This window comes from Chryseobacterium sp. NG-CE01, from assembly GCF_055695505.1.
Map to the genome: position 1 here is coordinate 3,506,613 of NZ_CM146369.1, position 24,099 is coordinate 3,530,711.

19 protein-coding genes are annotated in these 24,099 nt (G+C 36.4%); 1 reads left to right on the forward strand and 18 read right to left on the reverse strand.

Annotation, left to right across the window (positions count from 1 at the left end; translation table 11 throughout):
- Nucleotides 1–2: 2 nt before the first annotated feature.
- The 8 genes from ACYT6F_RS16200 to ACYT6F_RS16235 all read right to left on the reverse strand — a co-directional run bounded on the left by ACYT6F_RS16200 (nucleotide 3) and on the right by ACYT6F_RS16235 (nucleotide 12,165).
- A complete protein-coding gene (locus ACYT6F_RS16200; protein ID WP_472598662.1) occupies nucleotides 3–1,277 on the reverse strand; it encodes an MFS transporter in 1,275 nt (424 codons plus the stop codon).
- A gap of 143 nt (nucleotides 1,278–1,420) precedes the next feature.
- On the reverse strand, nucleotides 1,421–2,236 hold the full coding sequence (locus ACYT6F_RS16205) for an SDR family oxidoreductase (protein ID WP_472598663.1): 816 nt from the start codon (nucleotides 2,234–2,236) through the stop codon (nucleotides 1,421–1,423).
- 69 nt (nucleotides 2,237–2,305) lie between these two features.
- Nucleotides 2,306–3,484 (reverse strand): mannonate dehydratase, encoded by a 1,179-nt coding sequence (gene uxuA, locus ACYT6F_RS16210; RefSeq protein WP_472598664.1) that lies wholly within the window; start codon nucleotides 3,482–3,484, stop codon nucleotides 2,306–2,308.
- A 90-nt stretch (nucleotides 3,485–3,574) separates the two neighbouring features.
- Entirely contained in the window at nucleotides 3,575–5,533 is a 1,959-nt protein-coding gene (locus ACYT6F_RS16215) for a RagB/SusD family nutrient uptake outer membrane protein (protein WP_472598665.1), read from the reverse strand.
- A gap of 11 nt (nucleotides 5,534–5,544) precedes the next feature.
- Nucleotides 5,545–8,412 carry a SusC/RagA family TonB-linked outer membrane protein gene (locus tag ACYT6F_RS16220; RefSeq protein WP_472598666.1) on the reverse strand — a complete coding sequence of 956 codons (2,868 nt, stop codon included), beginning with the start codon at nucleotides 8,410–8,412 and terminating at the stop codon, nucleotides 5,545–5,547.
- 100 nt (nucleotides 8,413–8,512) lie between these two features.
- On the reverse strand, nucleotides 8,513–9,841 hold the full coding sequence (xylA, locus tag ACYT6F_RS16225) for a xylose isomerase (protein ID WP_472598667.1): 1,329 nt from the start codon (nucleotides 9,839–9,841) through the stop codon (nucleotides 8,513–8,515).
- A gap of 96 nt (nucleotides 9,842–9,937) precedes the next feature.
- Nucleotides 9,938–11,422, reverse strand: a complete 1,485-nt coding sequence (locus tag ACYT6F_RS16230) for a xylulokinase (protein WP_472598668.1) — start codon at nucleotides 11,420–11,422, stop codon at nucleotides 9,938–9,940.
- Between the two features lie 17 nt (nucleotides 11,423–11,439).
- Nucleotides 11,440–12,165 (reverse strand): NUDIX hydrolase, encoded by a 726-nt coding sequence (locus ACYT6F_RS16235; RefSeq protein WP_472598669.1) that lies wholly within the window; start codon nucleotides 12,163–12,165, stop codon nucleotides 11,440–11,442.
- 626 nt (nucleotides 12,166–12,791) lie between these two features.
- Between ACYT6F_RS16235 and ACYT6F_RS16240 the strand changes: the two genes are divergently transcribed.
- A complete protein-coding gene (locus ACYT6F_RS16240; RefSeq protein WP_472598670.1) occupies nucleotides 12,792–13,220 on the forward strand; it encodes a hypothetical protein in 429 nt (142 codons plus the stop codon).
- A 157-nt stretch (nucleotides 13,221–13,377) separates the two neighbouring features.
- Here ACYT6F_RS16240 and ACYT6F_RS16245 read toward each other — a convergent pair whose 3' ends face one another.
- The 10 genes from ACYT6F_RS16245 to ACYT6F_RS16290 all read right to left on the reverse strand — a co-directional run bounded on the left by ACYT6F_RS16245 (nucleotide 13,378) and on the right by ACYT6F_RS16290 (nucleotide 24,097).
- On the reverse strand, nucleotides 13,378–14,541 hold the full coding sequence (locus ACYT6F_RS16245; protein ID WP_472598671.1) for a DegT/DnrJ/EryC1/StrS family aminotransferase: 1,164 nt from the start codon (nucleotides 14,539–14,541) through the stop codon (nucleotides 13,378–13,380).
- A gap of 280 nt (nucleotides 14,542–14,821) precedes the next feature.
- Entirely contained in the window at nucleotides 14,822–15,427 is a 606-nt protein-coding gene (locus ACYT6F_RS16250) for a sugar transferase (RefSeq protein ID WP_472598672.1), read from the reverse strand.
- Nucleotides 15,420–16,589, reverse strand: a complete 1,170-nt coding sequence (locus ACYT6F_RS16255) for a glycosyltransferase family 4 protein (RefSeq protein WP_472598673.1) — start codon at nucleotides 16,587–16,589, stop codon at nucleotides 15,420–15,422. The genes ACYT6F_RS16250 and ACYT6F_RS16255 overlap by 8 nt, the downstream gene beginning before the upstream one ends.
- 1 nt (nucleotide 16,590) lies before the next feature.
- Nucleotides 16,591–17,913, reverse strand: coding sequence for a polysaccharide pyruvyl transferase family protein (locus tag ACYT6F_RS16260; RefSeq protein WP_472598674.1), 1,323 nt, complete (start codon nucleotides 17,911–17,913; stop codon nucleotides 16,591–16,593).
- A complete protein-coding gene (locus ACYT6F_RS16265) occupies nucleotides 17,913–19,076 on the reverse strand; it encodes a glycosyltransferase (protein WP_472598675.1) in 1,164 nt (387 codons plus the stop codon). Before ACYT6F_RS16265 ends, ACYT6F_RS16260 begins: the two co-directional genes overlap by 1 nt.
- Nucleotides 19,077–19,091: 15 nt before the next feature.
- Nucleotides 19,092–20,186 carry a glycosyltransferase gene (locus ACYT6F_RS16270; RefSeq protein WP_472598676.1) on the reverse strand — a complete coding sequence of 365 codons (1,095 nt, stop codon included), beginning with the start codon at nucleotides 20,184–20,186 and terminating at the stop codon, nucleotides 19,092–19,094.
- 1 nt (nucleotide 20,187) lies between these two features.
- On the reverse strand, nucleotides 20,188–21,333 hold the full coding sequence (locus ACYT6F_RS16275; protein ID WP_472598677.1) for a hypothetical protein: 1,146 nt from the start codon (nucleotides 21,331–21,333) through the stop codon (nucleotides 20,188–20,190).
- A complete protein-coding gene (locus tag ACYT6F_RS16280; protein ID WP_472598678.1) occupies nucleotides 21,317–22,546 on the reverse strand; it encodes an EpsG family protein in 1,230 nt (409 codons plus the stop codon). Before ACYT6F_RS16280 ends, ACYT6F_RS16275 begins: the two co-directional genes overlap by 17 nt.
- 148 nt (nucleotides 22,547–22,694) lie before the next feature.
- The gene (locus tag ACYT6F_RS16285; RefSeq protein WP_472598679.1) at nucleotides 22,695–23,210 is read right to left on the reverse strand and encodes an acyltransferase; all 516 of its coding nucleotides are present in this window, start codon (nucleotides 23,208–23,210) and stop codon (nucleotides 22,695–22,697) included.
- Nucleotides 23,207–24,097, reverse strand: coding sequence for a glycosyltransferase family 2 protein (locus ACYT6F_RS16290; protein ID WP_472598680.1), 891 nt, complete (start codon nucleotides 24,095–24,097; stop codon nucleotides 23,207–23,209). Before ACYT6F_RS16290 ends, ACYT6F_RS16285 begins: the two co-directional genes overlap by 4 nt.
- Nucleotides 24,098–24,099 lie beyond the last annotated feature (2 nt).

A 24,099-nucleotide genomic window follows, 5' to 3' on the forward strand; every position in this document is an offset into this window, starting at 1 on the left:
TATCAAGCTGTTTTCTTTCTATTGATGAGCCAGATAACTGCCCATGCTGCAACATAAGATATTCCGGCAATAAAGAAGATAATATTGTATCCTCCGTTGATGTTTCCGGCTTTCTTGAATGCATCTAAAATAATCCCGATGAATAATGGAAAAATAATTCCTGCCGCCGAACCGAGCATTCCGCCAAAACCAATAACGGAACTTACATAATTATTGGGCAGCTTATCTCCCACCGTAGTCATCAGATTGGCTCCCCACCCCTGATGTGCCGCTGTAGCAAAGGCTATGACTACAGTAATCAGCCACATATTATCCACATATTTTGAAAACATAACCGGAACAACCATTAATGCAAACAATAGCATGGTAAGACTTCTTGCTCTTCCTATTGCCCATCCTTTTTTTATCAGAAATGAGGACAGATAACCGCCTCCTATGCTTCCAACCGTGGTTCCGCTGTAAATGATAATCAACGGCAGAGAAGGTTTTGTCATATCCATTTTAAATACATCTGAAAAATAAGCGGGAAGCCAGAACATAAAGAAATACCAGATAGGATCGGTAAGGATCTTGCCAATGGCAAATGACCACGTCACTTTATATTTCAGCAATTCTGAAAGCGGGACTTTGGACTGCTCTTCCGTTTGCCCGTTTTGATCACTCTTAATGTATTGAAATTCTATTTTGCTGAGTCTTTTTGTTTTTTCCGGGATGGTATAAAATTTCCACCAGAGAATAATCCATATTAGTCCCAACGCTCCTATCCAGACAAAAGTTTCGCGCCATCCGTAATGTCCTAAAATATAAGGCACTAAAAGTGGTGCTAATATAGCTCCAACCGTAGCTCCGGAATTGAAAATCCCTGTCGCCAGGGCTCTTTCTTTCTTCGGAAACCATTCTGCAACGGATTTTATTGCTGCCGGAAAATTTCCTGCTTCGCTGATTCCAAGCGTACTTCTTGCTATAATAAAGCCCAACGTACTTTTCACAAAACCATGGCCGATAGAAGCCAGGCTCCAAACAATAAGTGAAACGGCATATCCTACTTTGGTTCCGACCCTGTCAATAAATCTTCCCATTGCCAGATAACCAATGGCATAGGTAGCCGTGAAAGCCATTACAATGTAGCTGTAATCCTTTTCGTCCCAGACAAATTCTTTTTCAAGAACAGGCTTCAGCAAGCCCATTACCTGACGGTCCAGGTAATTAATGGTAGTTGCGAGAAATACCAAAGACAGCATCAACCATCTTACGTTGCCATTTTTAGGAGCCTGCATTAGTTTTTATTAAATTGTTATTATATTCTGAATTTTCAATGAATTGTACTTTCGACCATTATTCAGAATAATTCTTTAAAAACAAGATCTTAATTGCCATCAAGATCTTGTTATCTAAATATGAAGAGAAATTTTACTTCAGATTAAACACCGCTAAAGGCGCTGAAACCACCGTCAACGGGCAATAATGCGCCTGTAATAAAACTCGCGGCATCGGAACAGAGAAACTGTACTGCTCCGTTCAGCTCTTGCACTTCACCAAATCTTTGCATTGGTGTTTTGGCTATTACTTTTTTGCTTCTGTCTGTTAAAGAGCCATCTGGATTTAGAAGAATTGCGCGGTTTTGATCACCAATGAAAAAACCGGGAGCTACTGCATTAACACGGATTTTATCCCCAAACTTCAATGCTACATCCGAAGCCAGCCATTGGGTAAAGTTGGTAATTGCCGATTTGGCTGCAGAATATCCCGCCACTCTTGTAATTGCCGAGTATGCTGCCATTGATGATATATTTACGATGCTTCCGCTTCCCTGCTCTGCCATTGCTTTTCCGAAAACATAGCTCGGATAAACGGTTCCGTTGATATTAAGATCGGTGACCTCATCCCATCCCTGTATGTTCATATCAAAGAATGACTGTTCAGGAGATAATGTTGCGGAAGGAATATTTCCCCCTGCGATATTCAGCAGAATATCAATTCTGCCATATTTTTCTTTAATTTTTTCTGAAGCGGCTTCAAGACTTTCTATGTTCAATACATTTGCTTCTACGGCAAATGCTTCACCTCCTGATAATGTAAGTTCTTGTACGAGGACATCGAGTTTTTCCTGGTTTCTGCCCAATGCTACTATTTTTGCACCTGCATCTATGAAACTTTTAGCAAGGCTTCCTCCCAAAACGCCGGAAGCACCGGTAATAACGACAACCTTATCTTTTATGCTGAATAAATCTTTCATAATTATAATGATGATTGATATATTTCCACAGGTTTCACCTGCGGCTATTATTATTGGATCCTTCGGATCCTATTTTTTCTTCGACATTTCATTTTGTACGGCTGCCATTACACCCTCAATTTGACCGAGAGCCAGCATTCTTCCCAAAAAAGAGTAACCAGGATTATATCCTTTGTCGACATCTTCGGTCAGTAGTCTTCCGTGATCGATTCGCATTGGCAATTCTGGATTTTCCGTTTGAAATATGCGGATCACGTCAATTAATTTACCTCTTCCGCCTAAATGATGGGCTTCAATAAAATCACCGTTTTCGAAAACGTTGGTGCTTCTTAAATGAACAAATTTTGTACGATGGGCAAATTTCTGGGCCAGCTTCGGAACATCATTGTGAGGATTGGCACTTAAAGAACCCGCACAAAAAGTCAACCCGTTGTGTGAATTGTCTACAGCATTGAGCAACCAATCGATATCTTCTTCATTGGTTACGATTCTTGGCAAGCCGAGCAGTGCAAATGGCGGATCATCGGGATGTACACACATCCGGATATTCCATTTTTCACAAACCGGCATTATTTTTTCGAGGAAATATTTAAGATTCAGACGAAGCTGATTTTTATCAATTCCGTTGTATAAAGCCAGCAAGTTATTGAATTTTTCGACAGGATTCAAGTCACCTTCCTTTATATTTCCATTAACAAATCCCTGAGTCTTTACAATGACCGAATCAATAAGATTGTTATCATCTTCTGGCGTAAGCGAGTTTTTAAGTTTTTCTACTTTTTGAAGAATTTCGGGTGTATAATCATTTTCTGCTCCCTGTCTTTTGAGAATATGGATTTCAAAATAAGCAAATTTAGCTTTATCAAAATATAATGACGAGGAACCATCTTCCCATTCGTGGAAGAGATCTGTTCTTGCCCAGTCGAGTACCGGCATAAAGTTGTAACAGACTGTTGTTATGCCTGCTTTACCCAGATTTTCGAGACTTTTACTATAATTTTCTATTAAAAAATCCCGGTCTTTACCTCCGTATTTTATTGCTTCGCTTACGGGAAGACTTTCTACAACAGACCAGCGAAGACCGTGACTTTCTATATAGTTTTTGTAATTATTAACAGCCTCTAAACTCCAGACTTCTCCGTTAGGAATATCGTGCAGTGCAGAAACAATTCCTTCTACTCCTATTTGACGGAGCGTATTAAGTTTTATTTTATCGTTCTTCCCAAACCAACGCCATGTTTTTTCCATAATAATATCTGTTTATTTTATTAAAACAAAGCAGGTGTTTTTTGGTAAACACCTACTTTGCTGTTAATATGAATGTAAGAATAAAATCAATTAATAACCAGGATTCTGGTATTTTGCTTTTACATCTGCAGGAACTTCCATTGCATCCAGCTGTCCCTGTGGGATGGGTCTAAGATAATGGAAAGGCTGAATATTTCTTGTAACGGTCTGCGGGGTATGGTTTCCGTAGTTAGCGCCGCCTATTGAGTAGGTAGCTGATTTTTGTGCCCAAGTCTGGGTTCTTACTAAATCAAACCATCTGTAGCCTTCACCAAAATATTCTCTTGATCTTTCTGCCAGAATATAGTCAATGGTTATTGCAGCCGGTGTTGCTGCAGTCATCGCCGCGCTGTTATCCTGTACCTTCGGAGCATTACCGCTTACACTCCAAACCCATTTTCCGGCTCTTGCACGCAGAACATTTACAAGATCCCGTGCGGACATTGCTCCGGAAGCTCCTTTAACAGCTGCTTCCGCTGCAAGTAAATAAAATTCTGAAAATTTTGCTGCTACGAAAGGACGTGTTAAACTTGGATTCGGAAATCCCAGACCGTTTCCGTTATCAGTACGGTATGTGCCTATTTTCCAGATTCCCGGATAAACGATCCTGCTAATTCCGTTTGGCGCAACTACCCAGTCTGCTCTACCCGGTAATGTCCCGGCTCCTATACCATTTTGTCCGGCATTTGTAGGATAAGCAGGCACCTGCGAATCATCATTTAAAAATGAAAATACAGCATCTCCTGGTTGTATCGGAAGATTGTTTGCGTTATAAAGGGTCTGAACATTGGTAAGCCCTGTTCCTTCCTTGTTCCAGTTTCCTCGATAAGTAGTTACGAAAGTTCCGTCATAGCGGGAATCATTAGCTTTATCGGCGAATGTATTTTTGATTACTTCAATAGTTGGAGCCATACGTGTCCATGGTCTACCTAAAGATTGGGTGGCAGCTCTCTGAACTGAACTCGCATTAGTCCATGATGCACTTGTGGTGCTGCTCTTAAGATTGGTATAGTTGAAGGTCAGCATCCAAGCAGCAAAATTATTTGGAGACCATCCGTCTCCGTAACTGGCCTGAATTACCCCTTCGTTGAAATATGCACTCGTTTCCGTATGATCTGCATAAAGCATGCATTCTTTATTTCGGTCGTTGTCTCCCCTGTTCACGTCATAATATGTAGGCATTAATGCATATGGACCAGGATTATTTATTCCTTCCAGTGCTATATCATAAGCTTTTTGGAAATACCATTGCGGATTGTGTCCATCAGGATCTGTTCTGGAAGTTTCAGGATAGGTAGGAATATTATTGGGATTTTGTAACAACCATCCATACGTTAAATAAGCTTTGGAAAGATAAAGTCTGGCAACATTTTTTGTAACTCCTCCTGTAACACGGGGGTTAGCAGGAAGACTTTCGATGGCTTTAACCAAACCTGGAAATATTGCTTTTGTATAAACTTCTGATACCGTATTTCTTGTGGAAGTTGTTTTAGGATTAATATTGAAAGCGAGCTCACCTGATCCTAAATCCAATGGTACTCCACCATAAGTCTGTACCAGCAGGAAGTAATAGAATGACCTGAAAAATCTTGCTTCTGAAATTAATGATTCTGCTATGCCTGCCTTAGATCCGTTTTCAATGATTCCGTTTGCGGTATTAATTGATGGAAAAACAGATCCCCAAACCATACTTGTAGGAAAAGTATTAGAATTAATACTCCCTGCACCGCCGGACATATCAAGATCCTTAAAGTTTCCGTCTGCACTTTGTGCCCACGTAGCCTCGTCAGTACCCGTCATATTTGCATTAAGCCAATATCCGTTTCCATAAAGCATACGCAACTGTCTGTACAAAGAAGTTACCCCTTGTGAAATACCTCTTTCTGTAGTGAAATCTTCCGGGGTATAAATACCTCTCGGCTGTTCATCCAATATCTCATTACAGCCTGTGCTGAACGTTAGTGATGCTAGAAATAGAGCAGCAATGAATTTTTTATTAAAGTTGATCATGATTTCTGATTTTAAAAGGTTAGATTTAGTCCCATCATATAATTTCTGGTTGACGGATTATTGGTACCAATGATAAGCTGATTTGCTTTATATGAGTTTACGGCCTGATTCTCGTTTCCTCTTGAGTTCGGTTCCGGGTCCATTCCAGATTCTCTGTGGTATGGCGAACCAAAAACAAATGGATTTTGTACGGTAATATATAATCTCAAATTGCTTACCCCTAAATTATCAAGAAGGCTTTTATCAAAGTTATATCCTAATGTTATGGTTCTTATTTTAACAAATGAACCGTCAAATAAAGCCAGTGTAGAGGCATATTTAGGATTATCACCACTAAGTAGTCCACCTGGTTTCGGATATCTGGCATCTGTATTTTCCGGTGTCCAGTAATCTACATCTACGTTGTTTCCTCTACCCGTAAGTCTGTTGAGATATCCTGCGGAACCATAAATAGAACTGATGAGCACGCCTCCTTTCTGGAAAGCTCCTACAACGCTTAAGTCTAAATTTTTATAAGCCAGTCTTGTATTAAAACCTCCGATAAAATCCGGATTTGTATTGATAATCTGTCTGTCTGCTTCATTAATAGCCCTTTTCGGGGTTCCGTCATCATTATAACCGCCTGTATATAATACTTTTATCATTCCGGGTGCAGCGCCTACCTGAGGTTCAAGAATATTGAGATAAGGATCTCCCTGCTGCCATAAACCGACATACTGATAATCGTATATTGCGTTAATATTATAGCCAACAAACCATAAGTTATTTACATTTCTGTCTGTTCCTGAGGCCAGTGAGGTAATTTTATTTCTGTTTGCCGATAAATTACCACCGACTTCCCAGCTGAATCCGTCAGGATTATTGAAGATGATTGCGTTTAAAGATACTTCCACACCTTTATTCTGGGATGAGCCTACGTTTTCAGTTACAGAGCTCAAACCACTGGATTGTGGTAAGGATTTAGCTAACAGCAATTTTTCTGTATTGGTCACATAATATTCTACAGTACCGCTGATTCTTCTGTTAAGAATCGTAAAGTCTAAACCATAATTCCATGTTTTTGAAAATTCCCATCCCAAAGACGCATTGGGAGCAGTGTTAACATAATTTCCTACGGCATTACTGCTTCCGAAATTATAAGGAGTTGTACTCAGGCTCCCAAAAGTTGTGTAAGGAGCTACGGCCTGGTTTGATGTCTGCCCGAAACCAGCTCTTAATTTAAGAGCATTAATGTTTTTTGAATCTCTGAGAAAACTTTCATTTGCTACATTCCATCCAACAGAAACAGCCGGATAAGTATGCCACTGGTGGCCTTTAGCCAAAACCGAAGCACCATCGGAACGAACTGTAGCAGTTAACATATAACGGTTATCGTATTGATACATTGCTCTTCCCATAAAAGACATTAATCCTCTCCTCCAATATCCCTGGTTATTCGGGTCAATAGTAATTTCGCCCTGAGCCTGTCCTAAATTGAAATATTGAAACGCATTAATAGGTACATCTCTCGCAGCTATAGAAGAGCTGTTAAATCTGGTTTGTTCAGCAGAATATAAAGCTGTTGCATTAATTTTATGCTTGCCGAATGTTCGGTCATAAGTAACAAGATTTTCTAAAACCCACTGGGTGGTCAAAGAGTTACCGATATTTGCTGATGATGCATTGGTGGTCTGATAATTTAAGGCTCCGGCTCCTAAATAATAACCGCTGTTGGAATTTCTGTAGGTAAGCCCTACATTTAATCTGTACTTAAGACCTTCAACACCCGGTATCTTAACTTCGCCATATAGATTATTATAAGAACTGAAGGCATTGGTGCGATCTGCATAAGCATCGCCTAAATTTTCCAGAATGGACCTTGTCTGTAAAGCAGTCTGATCCTGATTGGCAAATGTTGTTCTCAATCTTGGAGATCCATCTGCAAGATAAGGGCTGGCTAATGGTGAATATCCTAAAGTAGGTGCGCCGCTAACACTATTAAAATCATTTATAGAAAAGTTGGAATTTGTTGAAAACCCGACCTTCAGCCATGAATTTATTTCCTGGTCCAAAGCTCCTCTTATGGACAACCTTTTATAACTTTGCAATGGAACTATTCCATTTTGCTGGAAATAGGCAACTCCAAAGTTATATCCTCCTTTTTCTGTTCCGCCTGTTACACTTACATCGTGGTTCATCATAAGACCGACACCGTAATATTGATCCTGCCAGTCGGTATTTATATTATTGAATTCATCCGGACCGTTTGTAAAAAGATTGGCATCCGCCCTAAGTTTAGCAAATTTCGGCCCGTCCATCATCGGATATTTGGAAAACAGGGTTTGGAATCCGGTATATCCGTTGTATGCAAATCTTGCTCTTTGCCCTTTTCCGCCTCTGTTTGTAGTAATAAGTATTACACCGTTCGCACCCCGGGAACCGTAGATGGCAGTAGCCGAAGCATCCTTAAGAACATCTAAAGTTTTAATATCCGAGGGACTAATATCACCCAGGGATCCGACAAACGGTATCCCGTCCAATACGATCAGAGGGTCGTTTGATCCCGTTAAAGACCGCTCACCTCTGATACGGATCTGCTGAACAGCTCCGGGCTTTGTTGACGTTCTTCCGATATCAACTCCGGGAAGCCGTCCCTGGATAGCATCTGTAATATTTGCTGAAGGCACTTCTTTGATAGCGTTACCACTCAATGATGCTACAGATCCTGTTACAGCTTCTTTTTTCTGTGTACCGTACCCGATCATGACTACCTCCTCAATTTTCTTCTCTTTAGGTACCGTGTCTTTCTTAACCTGGGAATACACCAAGCCGGAAGGTAATAAGGCCATGGCAAAAAACAGGGCCGCCTTATTGGTTTTAGCTAAATAAAATCGGTTCATAATTATTATTTTTAAATATTAGGGTTGAATAAAAAGGCCATTAATAATTATCGTTCTGAGAAATCCTTAGTGTTAGCAGCCTTTTCACTTTTTTAAAGGGTTAGATGTACATGTTTACGATAGCTTCAAACAATTCCTGTTTTCCGCTTTTTGGCTGAGGTTCCCCGATTTCATGTGCTATTCTCTGAAGGTCTTCCAGTTTAAGGTTTCCTTCTTCAAAAGCCTTTCCGTTTCCGTTGTCAAAAGAAGCGTAGCGATCTGTTCTTAATTTTTTATAGTCTGAATTTTCAAGAATATCTGCTGCTGCCAGAAGGCCTTTTGCAAATACGTCCATTCCTGAAATATGAGAGATAAATAAGTCTTCCGGATCAATGGAGTTTCTTCTGATCTTTGCGTCGAAATTAACCCCGCCTGTTCCCAGACCTCCTGCAGGAAGAAGCACCAGCCATGCCTGCACCATTTCCAGATAATCTACCGGGAACTGGTCTGTATCCCACCCATTCTGATAATCTCCTCTGTTGGCATCTATACTTCCTAATAGTCCGGCATCTACAGCCACCTGAAGTTCGTGTTCAAAGGTGTGTCCTGCAAGGGTTGCGTGGTTTACTTCAATATTTAATTTAAAATCTTTATCGAGTCCGTAATGTCTCAGGAATCCGATTACGGTTTCAGAATCATAATCGTACTGGTGTTTTGTAGGTTCCATAGGTTTTGGCTCGATCAGGAAAGTTCCTTTAAAGCCCTGCTGGCGCGCATAATCTCTGGACATTGAAAGGAAACGTGCCAGGTGATCTTTTTCACGCTTCATGTCTGTATTTAAAAGACTCATATATCCTTCCCGTCCGCCCCAGAATACATAGTTTTCTCCACCTAACGCAATCGTTGCATCGATAGAATTTTTCACCTGTGTTCCTGCACATGCTACGACATCGAAATTCGGGTTGGTAGAAGCTCCGTTCATGTATCTTTCGTGGGTGAAAACGTTGGCCGTTCCCCATAAAAGCTTAATTCCCGTTTCTGCCTGCTTTTGCTTGGCATATTCAACCACAGCCTGAAGGTTTTTCTCATAATCTTTCCAGTTATCTGCCGGATCTACCAGATCAATGTCATGGAAACAGTAGTATCCGAAGCCCATTTTAGACATGAATTCAAAGCCGGCATCCATTTTATGCATTGCTCTTGTAACGGCATCATTTCCGATATCCCATGGATGGTGGATGGTTGCTCCTCCGAACGGATCGCTTCCGTTTGCACATAAGGTATGCCACCACGCCATTGCAAAACGGGTCCAGTCTTTCATCGGTTTTCCCATCACTATTTTTTCTGCATCATAGTAGCGGAATGCCATTGGATTTCTGCTTTCTTTCCCTTCAAATTTAATCTTGTCGATCCCCGAAAAAAACTCTTTCGTACCTGTTAAAGTGTTCATATTTTTTTATTTATTTTAATTTTTTTGCGTAGAAATTCCCTGCTCACCGGCTTTAAAAGGTCAGTAAGAGCAATGGAAAATCTTCCGTGGTTTGTTTTAGATTATTTCTTTAAGATGATGCTTCCATCGTGTATAGGCTTCTTGATATTGTTCCTGTTTCTCGTGTTCAGGCTCTATCACTGCTATTTTTTCGAGTGATGAAAATGCTTCTTTGGAATCTGCATAAAACCCTATTCCCATTCCAGCAGCCCTTGCAGCTCCTACAGCTCCGTCGGTATCATAAAGTTCAATCACCGCATTGCTGACACTGGAAAGTGACTGACGAAATATTGAACTTAAAAACATATTGGCGTTTCCTGCACGGATCACCTGAATATCCATCCCTATATTTCTCATGATATTCATTCCGTATTCGTAGGAAAATACAATTCCTTCCTGCGCCGCACGCAGGATGTCTCCTTTTGTATGGATGTTAAAATTAATTCCGTGAATGGAACAGTTGGTTTCTTTATTTTCCAATACTCTTTCGGCACCATTTCCGAAAGGCACAATGCTTAGGCCTTTGGAACCTACCGGTGAAAGTGAGGCCAGCTCATTCATATCTCCGTATGAGGATAATGAAGTTGCAAAATTATGCTTCAGCCATGAATTGAGGATCCCGGTTCCGTTGATGCATAGCAATACACCTAATCTTATCTGCTCCGGCGTGTAATTAACGTGAGCAAAGGTATTGACTCTTGATAATTTATCATATTCCAATTGATCGAGTACTCCATACACAACTCCTGAAGTTCCGGCAGTGGAAGCAATTTCTCCCGGATTAAAGACGTTCAGCGAAAGTGCGTTGTTCGGCTGATCTCCGGCTCTATAGGAAATCGGGGTTCCTTCTTTAAGGCCTAATTCCTGGGCGGCAGATGCGGAAACGGCAGCCTGAATCCCGAAAGTAGGGACAATTTCCGGAAAGAAGCTCTTCGGAATTCCGTAATGGCCAATTACGTCTTCTGAAATACAGTTGTTTTTAAAGTCCCAGAAAATACCTTCCGAAAGTCCTTCAATAGTCATTCCTATTTGTCCGGAAAGTCTCATGGCAATATAATCTCCGGGAAGCATTATTTTATCAATTTTTTCAAAAATTTCCGGTTCGTTTTCTTTTACCCAAGCCAATTTAGATGCGGTAAAATTTCCCGGTGAGTTCAGCAGATGTGAAAGGCATTTTTCTTCGCCAATTTCTTTAAACGCTTTTTCGCCATAGGGTACTGCGCGGCTGTCGCACCAGATAATCGACGGTCTCAATATATTCTGATCTTTGTCTACGAGAATAAGACCATGCATCTGCCAGGTGATCCCTATTCCTTTGATATCTTCAGCATGGACTCCGGATTCATGCATTACTGCTTCATGCGCAAGTTTCAGATTCGTCCACCAGTCAACAGGGTTCTGTTCTGCCCATCCGGGATTCACAGCAGTGATTTTCATTTCCTTTTTCGGGGAAAATTCTGAAGCAATCACTTTTCCGCTGGATGCCTCGATGAGACAAACTTTTACAGAAGAACTGCCGATGTCATAGCCTACTAAGTACATAATTTATTGAGAAGCTTTTATTTAATGAGTTTAGTATTGTTTTTCTTATAGATCTTCGCATCGAACTTATAATATCTTGCAGCGCGGTGTGAAACATTTTTTTCAATTTCATCCAACGGTACGATATAGTTGAATGATGAGATCTTTTTATGAAAATTTTTAATATCTATATATTTTTCACTTAATGCGCTGTAAAGCTGATACAGCTGTCTGATCGTAAATCTCTTCGGCAGCAGCTCGAAAATGATAGAAAAGTCAGATTCTATCCATTTTCTGATTTCGACGAGCGATTCGCTGATGATCTTATTGTGATCAAAGGGCAGCTCGGGCACTTCATCGATCGGGAACCAGTCTACATTGTCATATTTCGTACTGTTGATCTTATGATCGATCTTACAGAGGGAAAGATAAGCTACAGTAATAATCCGGTCGATATGGTGTTTGTATTCTTTTCCCATCCATTTGATGTCGTGCTCATTATTGGCCCGTCCCGGATCTGCAAAGCATTTAAACTGCTTAAGCACCATTTTCTTTATTCCCGTAAGTTCGTGGAGCACTCTTTCGGCAGCGTCGTCTACATCTTCATTGCTAAAAATCAGGCTTCCGGGTAGTTTTCTTCTCCTTTCCTGAGGGATCTCATCTACATGCCGCTGAACCAATAAAATGTTCAGGCGGTTTTCGTGATCAAATCCGAATACTACACAATCTACAGATACGTATGTATGAATAAAGTCAGGGCTCATTTAATCGTTAACATTTATGTAACATCACAAATATAAAAATTCAATTGAATAAAAAAAATAAATTTAATGCTATAGCCTACATATCAGTAATTTACATATCGATTTTTTATGATAACAATTGTATATATTTTATGATAAGGTTATCATTAAAAGTACACTTATTACAATCTTAAAACATGAATTTACAATACCTTGTAAAAAAATAACCACAAAATGTAAGTGAAATTTTTTATATAAAATACTATGATAAGAAACGGTAAAAAAAAGATTATTTTTTTTATTAAAAAGTGTAAAAAAAACACTTTTCAACTTAAAAATTCCTTAAAATTTTAATTTTTTCTTTACCATTTTTATATGCAAGACTAATAATTTATACCAATAAAGAAATATTGGGGAAATTTTTAAGATTAATTCTATAATAACCAAAATTTAAATAAAACAGCAATTGTTATTGATATTGTATCCGGAAATTCCGGAAGGGCATTCAGCAGGATATTATTATGAACAAATTAATATTGCTAACCAGCAAGTGTTATTTGTACTGTATATTAATTTTTGTATAAGATTTACGGATATGGCACAACTTCTGATATAGCAAAGACATCAATCACTTAAATCTTAATAATATGTCGATAAAAATACAAGTTGCCACGTGTACTGACTGCAATGGTTACTACTCTTCCGCTCCTTTAGAAAAGAAAGATATTTTCAACCCTGAAATTACAGATCATTATTTTTATCACGGTGAGCCCTGGTTTACTCTTGATCTGAATGATTTTGAAAAATTCAGAAAGTATGACCGTACTGAAATTAAGATTATGGAGCTTGATGAACACAGGAAACAGGATCATATACATTGCCACTGCCTGAAAAAGAAAACCGCTTCCAAAAAGAAATATAGTTACGGGGCATCCAAAAAGCAGAAAAACGCCACTGTGATTGAAAAGAATGACGCCGATATGGACATTTACTTTAAGGACCTTTATTATACCTACAATAACTTCCACGGAATAAGCGCCAATACATATGGAAGCGCCAGCAGAAAGTTCAGGTAAACATCCCGGATGTTACGTTATAAATAAAGCAGAGATAAGTTATTATCTCTGCTTTTTATATTGTGTTGTTAGTATTCTGTTTTAAATCATTTATCTAAATGATAAACAGTATTTAGGTGTGTATGATTTTGAATAATCTGATAACTATTCCGGTATTTTAAAGTAATGTAGCGTCTGACAGTTTTTTATTTGAAAAAACGCTTACCATCACTTTTTCTATTCTGTTTCTGTCGGCATCCGTAAGATTGGATCCGGACGGTAAACATAAGCTGTTTTCGAAAAGTTTCTCGGCAAAGTTTCCTCCGTAATACGGAGCATCCTTAAATACAGGCTGCATATGCATAGGTTTCCATATCGGACGGGACTCAATTTTATCTTCCAGAAACGCCAGTCGAAGATCTTCGCGGTTTCTTGATGCTGTATTTTCATCTATCGTAATCACCGACAGCCAGTGGTTGCTGAAGAAATCGCTGCTAGCTTCGCAGAATAATTCTACTCCATCTATATCTTTCGTAATTTCAGCATAGAAATCATGCATTTTTCTGCGGCCTTCCACTCTGCTGTTCAGAACTTCCATCTGACCTCTTCCGATCCCGGCAGAAACGTTACTCATCCTATAGTTATATCCTATTTCCGAATGCTGGTAATGAGGCGCATTATCTCTTGCCTGAGTAGATAAGAAGACCGCTCTGTCTTTATCTTCTTTAGAATGGCACACCAGTGCGCCCCCACCCGAAGTCGTAATGATTTTGTTTCCATTAAAAGATAAAATCCCAAACCTTCCAAAAGTACCACAAGATCTTCCTTTGTAAGTAGATCCTAGTGATTCGGCGGCATCTTCAATTAAAGGAATATCAAATTCTGTGGCTACGGCTAAAATCTCATCCATTTTTGCAGGCATTCCGTAAAGATTAACAGCAATAATGGCTTTTGGCTTTTTATTCTTAGAAATTCGGTCTACTACCGCTTCTCTTAATGCTACTGGACACATATTCCATGTATCTTTTTCTGAGTCTATGAAAACCGGTGTCGCTCCCTGGTAAACGATAGGATTCGCAGAGGCTGAAAAAGTAAGAGACTGGCAAATCACTTCATCACCATAGCCTACGTTGCATTCGATCAATGCAAGGTGCAGGGCTGCTGTTCCTGATGAAAGCGCAGCAACTTTTACTTCCTGATTCAGAAATTTTTCCAGATCAGTTTCAAAGCCATTTACGTTAGGTCCTAAAGGAGCAATCCAATTGGTATCAAATGCTTCGTTGACATATTTTCTCTCTGTACCGCCCATGTGAGGAGAAGAGAGCCATATTTCAATGCTCATAATTATTTTTTTATTAATTTATTACTATTTAAATCTTAACATTCTGTATTCGGATTAATTAAGATCAATAATTGAACATACCTGTCAATTGTTTCTTATTGATGCTTCTCCATTTAAATGACAATATTCACATTTATGATGGTGAGAGAGGAACAAAACAGTCCTTGTTTCTTTAACATCTATGCTTATATAAGGTTGAATTTAAGACCCGAATTCTTCTGCATTTTCTGCAACTACCTTGCCATGGAGACGTACCACATATTAATTCATTCTTCTTTTTTTAATTATTTCCGTTAAATGCTTCTGTTGTTGCCTGTCCCTCTTTATTGATTCCTTCTTTTTTAAAAACTTTCTTGATAGTAAGAAGTACAATTTTACAATCCAGCGCAAATGAAACATGATCAATATACCACACATCCAGTTCGAATTTCTTTGCCCACGAGATAGCATTTCTCCCATTTACCTGAGCCCAACCGGTGATTCCGGGACGAACTTCATGCCTACGCTTCTGAGATTCATTGTAAAGAGGAAGATACTGTGGCAATAAAGGCCGCGGCCCGATAATCGCCATATCTCCTTTCAGTACATTAATGAGCTGTGGGATTTCATCCAGGGAGGTTTGACGTATAAAACTTCCCATTGGGGTAAGTCTCTCGGCATCCGGCAGGTAATTTCCATGGCTGTCTTTTTTATCCGTCATTGTTTTAAACTTAACGATTTTAAACATTTTTTCATTAAGCCCTGGTCTGGTCTGAAAGAAAAACGGCTTCCCGTCATTCTGAAAATACAGCACCACAAGTACGATAAGAAAAACAGGTGACAATAAAATTAAACATGAAAAAGCAATCAGAAAATCGATCACTCTTTTCAATAAATTCTTATACATCTATATTATTTTCTTTAAGCAGGGTTTTATATTCATTTAATAATTCATTCCAGATCACAGATTGTTCGTACCGAGACTGGATCATAGGCCTGGAATTTATTTTCAGCTTTTGATACAAATCTGTATCCGAAAGTATTTTTTCCATGGCTGTTTTCAGCTTTTCACTGTTTTTAACCGGAATAATCATTCCGTTTTCGCCTTCAACGATAATCTCGTTACAGCCATTAATGTCAGAAACGATACTTGGAAGTTCCATTGCTCCCGCCTGCATAACAACATTAGGAAAACCTTCGCGATAACTTGGGAAAACCAATGCGTCCGAAATCGCAAAATAAGGCCGTACGTCTTTCTGAAATCCTAAATCTAAAATGTCAGGATTGTTTTTTATCTCTTTTATGGTTTCCGGCTGCAAAGGATCAAGATGTTCTTCCAAAGGCCCGATTAACATTAGCTTCACCGGTTTTGAAGAATCTGTATTTTTACTGATCTGCGAAAAAGCATGTACCAGTTCATTAATTCCCTTGTCACCCACCAGACGTCCTATAAATACAAAAACAAAATCTGAGGCAGCGATATCGAGTTCTTTTTTTAAAGTATCTTTTTGCGTTTCGGAAATTTTATCGGATGAGAAATAATCCAGATCAATGCCGTTAACATTTCCGTTGGCGATAACTTTTAAAGGCTTTGATGTGATTTTATAATTCACCAAATCTTTTTTAACACCCTGCCCTTCCGGGTATATATTGGTAGCCGCGCTGCATAAAAGGCGGTCCATATTAATAAGAACTTTTTGTATAAATCCTTTTTTTGTAGGAAAAATAAGGCCTGTAAAAGTATGAATCCGGATGGGTACTCCTGCCATTTTACCGGCAAGCATTGTCAGAAGGCCTGCTTTAGGTGTAATAGAGTGTACAATCGCCGGCTTCTCTGACTTTAAAATTTGATATAACCTGAAAAGAGAAATAAGATCTTTTAGCGGACTGATTCCTCTTTCCATATTTACTGCTATGGTTTTTATGCCTTCGCGCTGACTTACCTCATCAAGCAGATCATCTTCAGAAGATATGCCTACAACCTCAAAAAAACTGTTGAGAAACTTCAACTGACCTTTGAGCAAAACATGTAAAGATATTGATATGGTTGATGTACGGACTATTTTCATTTTAATATAATGATTTAACATCATGTATTAATCTGTTTCTGCTCGCGCTAACCAATTCCATAGATTGATTCAGCTGATTTTTTATATTGTCGTAATCCGCAATGGCTTTATCAAACATATTGATAAGCAAATCAGATTCTACATCCTGTATCTGTACTACATAATCATCAAGCCTGAAATCTCCCATAATTCCTTTTGCCTTGTTCCCTCCATATCCGATGGCTATTGATGGCACAAGTGAAGTCAGTGAAAAAATAATTGAATGAAAACGGGTCCCGATAAAGAAATAAAAATTAGAATAAACTGCTTTTAATATATCGCATGAAAGATTTTCATTAATCCAAATAATATTAGGATCCTGTACTTGAGCCAGGAGGTCTTTAATAGCATTACGGTCATCTTCATGGGAATTAGGTCCCAAAGACTGGTTGCATAAAGCTACTTTATATCCATTAGCTAATAAATGTCTGGTAAGATCTGCTACTGAATCTATATATTTTTTGTAAAGTACTTCAGGATTTGACAGTCCCGGAAAACGCCAGGGACGAATCGTTACCCCTACAATTTTATCTTCTTTCGACAGATTGTATTTTTCAAGGATTTTTACGGCTTCTTCCTGGCTACCCTTTTCAAGAAAAAATCCAAGATCCATTTCTACGGGTATTTTTTTTCCCAAAAGCTGTCCTAAACTTTGTGCGGAAACATTTTCCCTGGCATATACAAGATCTAGTTTCCCAAACACAGAGGTTACCTGTTTTTTAACGGTAAGTCCTATGAAAGGTCCGTAAGAGTTTGGGAGGAAAACAACTTTTTTCCCTAATGCTTTTGCAAGTCTTACATAGAATAAGAAGTACCACATAAGATATGGTGCTGTCTTCTCGCCGTACGCATGAATAAAGCCTCCTCCTTTTACAAAAATTGTTTTCGCATCATGAAACTGCTTTACAGTGCGGTAGGTTTTGTCATCAAAATTTTTTCTTACTTTTTCAAGATCATTGCAGATTTTTATCAGATATCGGGTATCTTTAAAATCCATGGCAGCATTTTTTATCTGCTTTAAGAGCTCGGCTTTAGATTCTTTAATATGTTCTCCGGATTTATGCTGTCCTCTTCTAGGATGTTTTAAAATATTTTCGAGCAATTTGAATCCGTGTTCTTCAGATTGCCTGCAGAGCAATTCTCTTTCTTCTTCATTATCTCCGGCATCGAGTATATATACTTCATCATATAAACCGGTATCCTTGGCCAGCCTCCAGCTTTCCCAAACCAAAGCCTGGTCACCTTTATTTAAATCTGTTACTCCAGGTACTATTATTGCGTTCATTAATTTTTTATGTCTTTTTTTATTTTTTGCAAAAATTGGTATCTTCTATTATTTATCTTGTCAAAGCTGTATTCTTTTGAGCGTATAAAGTTTTCACCGCTCATCTTCTTCAATATATTGGTATTACTTAATGTAGAATTAATCAATCTGCTAAGATGCTTATGGTCTTTTACCTGATAAATAAAATCTGCAGATATCAGTTCCGGAATTCCTCCTGCATTCGATGCTACAATCGGACAGGCTCTTGCCATAGCTTCTATAACACTTCTTGGCAAACCTTCCGTCAGTGAAGGTTGTACGTATAAGTCAAGGTTATCCAAAAATTCATAAATTTCTTCACGGCCATTTATTCTTCCTTTGAGAATAATTGTTTTTTCCAATCCGAATTTTTCAATGAGTTTCTTTATCCATGTTGGATCGCCTCCTCCTACTATCTGCAATTCATATTTTATCTTTACATCCTTTAAAGCTTGGAATAAAACTTCGTAGCCTTTATAGGGTAATGAAATATTCCCGATCATCCCAATTTTTTTAATTTCAGAATTTGTTTGTAAATACTCTAAATGTCTATTTAGCACATTTTCGTCAAACATTTCAATTACTACATTGGAAGCGTTAATCTGCTTATTGGGATTTGGGTATCTATTCTGTAAATATTTTTCGGTTACATAAACTGCTGCATCAGCATTGCGAATAGCTTTTCTATTGTTTGCAGCCGTTATTGAAGCAAGTGCTTTCCCTTGAAGATTGCCAAAGAACCACATACTGTCATACGCACATCCTACGACTTCAACAAAATATTTTTTATTATACTTCCGGCATATACCGGCTGCAATTACGCCAATATTGGAAGGAAGTCGCAGAACAATATATTCGGATTGCTTAATATATGGGGTAAGCTTTTTTATAATTTCTTTTCTGTATTTAAAATAATCTTTTCCTCCTTTTATTTCAAAGAATAAATCAAACAGAACATTTTCTGCATCAGCTTTTTTATGGTTATGAGATTCATCATCTAGTTTTACCCCGCGTCCGATAACAGTAAGTTCTCCAAAATTATCTGTAAACCTACTCCAGACATCTGAAGTCAGTGTTCCTGAAGTAAAAACATTTTGACCTTTATCAACATAAAACGGGTGATCATTAATAAATACTATAGACATTAGATTGGAAATGGATTAGAAATGATTATAAAATTGTTGGAATAATTTTTTTGAATCATATTTTTTAATAGTCCATTCCTGTAAATTTTGTTTGGTTTCAGAATGGTAAATTTCAATGATTTTATTTTTTGCTGCTTCAACATCCAGTGGATTTACTAAAAATGAATGAGCCGCTTCAGGAACCGTTTCTTTGATGGATTCTATATCAGATGCAACAATCGGGATATCCATAAGCATTGCTTCTATTAAAGCATTGGGCTGTCCTTCGGTAACTGATGGAAAATAGTAGCAATCCATTGTATTTAAAAACTTAGGAATATCACTTCTGTTTTCAAAAAGCAGTATTCTGTCTGAAAGCGCTTTTTCCTTAACCAAAGGTTCCATTTTGTTCTTAACCTGATTACCACATAAGATAAAATAAACATCTTTATGTTTTTTTATAAGCTCTGTAGCTACTTTTAAAATTGTGGAATGGTTCTTTGCTGAATTGAATCTCCCTGTATGCCCTACTACAAAAGCATCATCAGGGATTTTAAATTCTTTTCTCAGGTTTCCGTTTTCAATATTAAACTTCGAGGCATCAATACCGTTATAAATTACTTCAAAGCGTGTATCATTATGCCAAACACCTGGATAAAAAAAATTAAATGCAGCTTTTGAGTTTGATAAAATATCTGTGGCATATTTTAAGACAAAGTTTCTGGCCAGATTATTATACATTTTTTTTACAAAGGTTGCTTCAAAATGATCTGAAGATCCTCTGTAAAAAACAATTCTTTTTTTTATTCCGGCAAGTTTCGAAACAAAAAGTATAAATCCCGCAAAATTACCTGTAAAGTCACATATCGCATCAAATTTATTTTTTTCAAAAAATTTTTTGAGTGCACTATAATCTAAGGGATTATAAAAACTTATACTATTCTTGATAATTTTGACATTTGGTATTGATTGGTACCTTTGTTCTAACTGTCCTCCCAAACCGCCTTTACAATACACTGTAATTTGGCAAAATTGTTGATGTTTTTCTTCCAAGAATCGCAGAAGGTAATTTTCAATTCCACCGCTCTGCAAACTTGTCACAAAAAAAATAACATTTTTTAAATTATTCATATCAATTTTTAAACTTAATAGAATAGTTGTTTTTTAAATCAAATACCCTCTTAATTTCTTTATGATTTATATTTTTATTTTGGGGATTAATAACACTGACATTCTGAATATCCACAAAAACGTTTTTATTATAGATAGTTCTTCCTGTTATTGGAGAAACATTATTATCAAGCGAAATATTATTTAATTTGATATTCCCTTTTAATCCTGTTGCTTCCTTAGGTATACCAGCAAGCATTAACCCATTCGGTGAACCTACATCTTTGAAATTATTAAGATTAAAGTCAATCGTTTTGGATTTGCTCGTTTTCATCTTACTAAATGTTAACATCAATCCTCCATTTGCATTATTATAAGTATAGATATTATTAAGAGTGATATTGTTTAAATTATCTGAGGCATTATTAGGTTCAAAATCAATTCCAAACATTGGCTTTGTTCCATTTGTATTAGAAACAAGTAATTTTTCTACCCATAAACCATCAATGTTCATTACACTTAAACCATTTCTTCTGTTATTATCTAAATACCCATTTTTTATGACAATATTTTTGTTAGTCTTAGTATTTCCATACCCTATTGCGATACCATCTCCCCAGAAATTATCTATAAAGAAATTGTCGATTATTACATCTGATGAATTTCTTATGGATATTCCATATCCCCATTCTCCTTTAGAAGAGCTGTGTCCGTTTCTGTCACCAGATAGTCTCGCATTTAGAATTTTTACATGATGTACATTATGAATCTTAAGTAGTTGATAATATTCTAAATTATTATTTTCAATAGTTAACTTACTGTTGGGTTGAAAAATTAAAACATTATTTGAGTTTAATTTCAGTCCATCTTTTGTTATCATTATAGGATAGTTGGGAAGGACAACTACCACATTTTGGTTCAAACAGTCTTGTAATGTACTTGTATTATTAATTGCCCGATCATTTTGCTTTATATCCTTTTCTGCTTTATATGCGTTATTAGGAAGTATAATATTTTTGCTCGAATTATAATATTGACCAATTAAGGAATTAGATACTTCTTTATACAAAAACTTAATGTCCTTTTGTGCTTTTATTTCTGAAAATAAAGTTAATAATAAAAGAAAAAGGATCATAATTATTTTCTTTTGCTTATTTAATAAATTCATTATAATTAATTTTTTTATTAATAATCTGTATAATTAGCAGATTGTCACTATTAAATAAAGATTTTACAAAATTAATTCTTAGTATATAAACATCTATTAAAAATGTCAGAAAATAAAAGAAAAATATTAAATAAAATATTTTTCTTGAAAATAATTTATTTACGTTTAAATAAAAATAAATAATATACAGTAAAAATAATAATTTTACAACTATAGAAAAACGTGAAAATACTGTTGTAAATGAGTACGTAAAATTCACAAAAAAAATAGTAATATATAGTAAATAAACCATTTTTTTGCTCCACTCATCAAAGATTAATTTTTTATGATAAAAAATTAAAATAATTAACATTACGTAATACCAGGCTGTTCTTAAAACATATAATATTATTGAACTTTGATTACTATCGAAATTTTGACTTACAAAGTCTTTTCCTCCCACATAAACTGATGTTTTAGCATCCAAGGATTCTGATATACTCATAAATGAGAAAATAGAACTCGTAATAGAAGTAGGTATTAATAAGAAAAGTAATGATATTAAAAATAACAAACGGTAGTTAATTTTTTTTAATCCATCCAAGCTAAAAACTACTAGTGCAGGAACAAAATATAATAAACTGAAATGTATCTGAGTGGCTATGACAACAAATATAATTCCTGCTGTTTTGTTTTTTAAAAACAAAAATTGATAAATTCCAAAAGCCAATATACATGCTCCTAATGTAAAACGTAATCCCGAATACAGACTTGGTAAAGAAAAACTAAAGATTGTAAATGCACATATCAGTAAATAGTTATAAATACGAGATTGCGATTTTAATACAAGAGAATTAACGATACTGAAAAGAAGATAAACGCATAAAAATGTTAATATAAAAAAAACAAACTCCAATCGTATATCGCATTTTTTTGCAATAAATAAAATCAAGTCGAATATAAAGTCAGGCTTTTTAAGTTTAACCAAAAATTCAAAGAAATCTGATAGGGATAAATTTTTATAAGTCTTATATCGGATATAATATTTTGCTTTGTCATTAGAAACTGCCGGAATATACAGGTATGCTACTATGCCCAATAGTAAAGAGAACATTACACTAGCCCATCTATCTTTTCTTTTAAATTGCAATAATAAAAAAGGTATTGATAAAAACGGAGAAATTAAAAAAATGAGAAAGGTTTCAAATGTTCCTTTGCTGCTTTTTATATTCATTTTATTCTCTTATAAAAATATTTTACTTTCTATTTATATAGCAATTGTAATTGCTATATAATTTATTAATGATAATCTGAAGGAACAATTGAATCTTTAAAAAAATTAAGTATTATTGACAAACTAATCCTAAAAATTAATCGTATCATCATTTTTTAATAAACATATCTTCAGACAACTTTATAAGTACTTCTTTTTTTGCCTGACTGTTTAGTTTTTTTGTTTTTACATTATATTTAATATAAGTATTCTCAAAATTTTCAATAGTTGTAATTATTTTAGCAGGATTGCCTCCTACAATAGAACCTGAAGGAATACTCTTAGTAACAACAGAACCAGCACCAACAATTACATCGTTCCCTATCGTTACACCAGCTAATATTATACTCGAATTCCCTATATACACATTATTACCTACCTTGATTTTTCCAAAGAAATCAAAATCCGGATATTTTTCCCGTAATACCCAGCCCCCTCCATGGTTTGAAAATCTCACATCTTGTGTTATCTGAACATGATTTCCAATTTCTATAAGGTAAGGTTCTGAGCCAAAAAACCTTGTAGCTATCTTACAGTTTTTGCCAATTTTAACTCCAATAAATCTGGCATATCTCTCATCAGACCAAAAATACTTCCTATATAAATTTTTAATTTTTTGTATCATAATCTAACAATTATTTTCTTTATTACTTCAGGCAAAAAAGATGTTGAATTCATCAAAAACCATTCTTTATTTGAAACATAACTTTTATAAGACTGCTTCATTGCTTTGTTCTTCAAATAATATCCTTTAATTGCTGTATTGTTAAATTTCGCAATGTGTTTTTTCAGTTTTATTTTGTTCTCAGAGGCAGTATTTTTAAAAATATCAGATTGTTCTATCCTGTCATAAAGAGATAAGTAATCATCTTTATGTATCGTTGAACCCTTTGTTAAAGAATTTGGGTCATCCAGACAATAGATGGATAATGTCTGTTTTATATAAAAAGGAGATTGATCAATACAACACATTTTATACCATACTTCCCTGTCTTCTGAATTGTTAATACCTTCTCTAAAATAGAGATCCGGATGATTGTCAAAATTATTTTTTTTAATGCAGACTGTACTTGTGTGAATCTTCAGGCCTTTTAATAAATCATCAAATACATTCTCCAACCTTCCTTCTTTATTATATAATTTAATATATTCTTTTAGTTGATTTTTAGATTTATACCCGGAAATAATCCAAGTAACGTCATCACTTATGTGCTTGTGATACTCCTCCAAATGGTTATGTTCCCACAAATCATCACCATCCAAGAATGCAATCCATTCTTTTTGCGCATTTTTTATCCCACAATTCCGTGCACTGGAGACCCCCCCGTTGCTTTTATCAATAATGCGAAGTCTGGGATCATTTATTTGCTGTACTACCTCCAGACTGTTATCTGTAGAACCGTCGTTTACGATAACGATTTCAAAGTCGGAAAACGATTGATTAAGCACAGACTGAATTGTATTCTTAATGCTATTTTCTTTATTATATAACGGAATGACTACTGAAAACATGA